Raw genomic sequence first — 2,182 nt, forward strand, 5'->3', positions numbered from 1 at the left:
GAGGACGCGCGTCCGGCGGTGGTGGTCGACGACGTTGCCATGGTGGTGGAGTGCTCCGATCAGCCGGAGAGCGATCCGCGGGTGGTGCTCGATGTGCGGCACCCGGCTTACGTGATCTACACCTCGGGCTCGACCGGCCGCCCCAAGGGCGTCGTCGTGAGCCACGCCGGTGTGGCGGGCCTGGTCGCCGAGCAGGCGGACCGGCTCGGTGTGGCGCCGGGCAGCCGGGTGCTCCAGTTCGCCTCGCCCAGCTTCGACGCGTCCTTCTGGGACCTCTGCGGCGCGCTGCTCACCGGCGCCGCCCTCGTCCTGGCCCCCGCCGAGGCGCCGCTGGAGGCCCTGACGGACCGCCGGTTCTCCGTCACCCACGTGACGCTGCCGCCCTCGGCCCTGGCCGCGCTGGACGGCGCCGAGCTCACGGCGACCACCCTGGTGGTGGCGGGTGAGGCGTGCCCGCCGGAGCTGGTGGAGCGGTGGGCGCCCGGGCGCCGGATGATCAACGCGTACGGCCCGACCGAGACCACGGTGTGCGCGACCATGAGCGACCCGCTCTCGCCGGGGACGGGCGTTGTGCCGCCGATCGGGCGACCGGTCGCGGGTTTCCGGGTGTACGTCCTGGACGAGCGGCTGCGCATCGTACCGCCGGGCGTGGAAGGGGAGTTGTACGTCGCCGGGCCGGGTCTGGCCCGCGGCTACCTGAACCGGCCGGACCTGACCGCGAGCAGGTTCGTCGCCGACCCGTACGGCCTCGCCGGCACGCGGATGTACCGCACCGGCGACCTGGTGCGAAGGCGCGCCGACGGCGAGCTGGAGTACGTCGGCCGAGCCGACCAGCAGGTGAAGGTCCGCGGCTTCCGCGTCGAACCCGGCGAGGTCGAGGCGGCCCTGGCCGAGCACCCCGCCGTCGCCCAGGCCGCCGTCGCGGCCAGGGACGACCGGCTCGTCGGCTATGTGGCGACCCGCCCCGACCAGGCCGTCCGCCCCGCGCAACTGGCGGCGCACCTGCGCGAGCGACTGCCGGACTACCTGGTGCCGGCCGTCTTCATGGTGCTGGACGCGCTGCCGTTGACGCCGAACGGGAAGCTGGACCGGGCGGCGCTGCCCGCTCCCGAAGCCGCTGCCGCGGGCAGCGGTCGGGCGCCGCGCACGCCGCAGGAGCAGATCCTCGCCGAGCTGTTCGCCGAAGTGCTCGACGTGCCGCGGGTCTCGGTCGACGACGACTTCTTCGGCCTGGGCGGCCACTCGCTGCTCGCCACCCGGCTGGCCGCCAGGGTGCGCTCGGTGCTCGGCGTGGAACTCGGCCTGCGCGCACTCTTCCAAGCACCCACCGTGGCCGGCCTCGCCGAGGCGCTGGCCGAAGCCGGCCGCGCCCGTCCGGCGCTGACCGCGTACGAGCGGCCCCAGGCGGTTCCGCTGTCCTTCGCCCAGCGCCGGCTCTGGTTCCTGCACAGCATGGACGCCGCCGCCGCGACCTACCACATCCCGCTGGCGCTGCGGCTGTCCGGCGACCTCGACCGGACCGCGCTGGACCAGGCACTGGCCGACGTGGTGGCCCGGCACGAGAGCCTGCGGACGGTGTTCCCGGAGATCGCCGGCGTTCCCTGCCAGCGCGTGCTGGACCCGGCCGCGGTCCGCCTCCGGGCCCGGCCGACCGAGGTGACGCGGGACGGACTGCCGCAGCGGCTGGCCGGGAGCGCCCGGCAGCCGTTCGACCTGGCGACGGAACCGCCGCTGCGGGCGGAGCTGTTCGCGGTCGCGCCGGACGAGCACGTGCTGCTGCTGGTCATGCACCACATCGCCGCTGACGGCTGGTCCACCGGCCCGCTGGCCCGCGACCTGGCCGAGGCGTACGCGGCCCGCTGCGAGGGCCGGACGGCGAACAGGCCGGCCCTGCCGGTGCAGTACGCCGACTACACGCTGTGGCAGCGCGAGCTGCTCGGTGACGCGGCCGACCCGCGGAGCCGGTTCGCCGAGCAACTCGACTACTGGAAGCGGCAGCTGGCCGACCTGCCGGAACTGCTCCAACTGCCCGCCGACCGGCCCCGCCCGGCTGTCGCCGGCCGGCACGGGGACCATGTCGCCCTGGAGCTCGACCGGGAACTGCACGTGGCGCTGGTGGAGTTGGCGCGGCGTACCGGGTCGAGTCTGTTCATGGTGCTGCAGGCGGCGTTGGCGGCTTTGT

1 protein-coding gene is annotated in these 2,182 nt (G+C 75.1%); it reads left to right on the plus strand.

The genetic code is table 11. The annotated features are described in order from the left end of the window. On the plus strand, nucleotides 1-2,182 hold a 2,182-nt coding region (locus AB0399_RS40405), incomplete at both ends, for an amino acid adenylation domain-containing protein (RefSeq protein ID WP_366414686.1).

This window comes from Streptomyces sp. NPDC088194, assembly GCF_040702025.1.
In the GTDB taxonomy this organism is placed as follows: domain Bacteria; phylum Actinomycetota; class Actinomycetes; order Streptomycetales; family Streptomycetaceae; genus Actinacidiphila.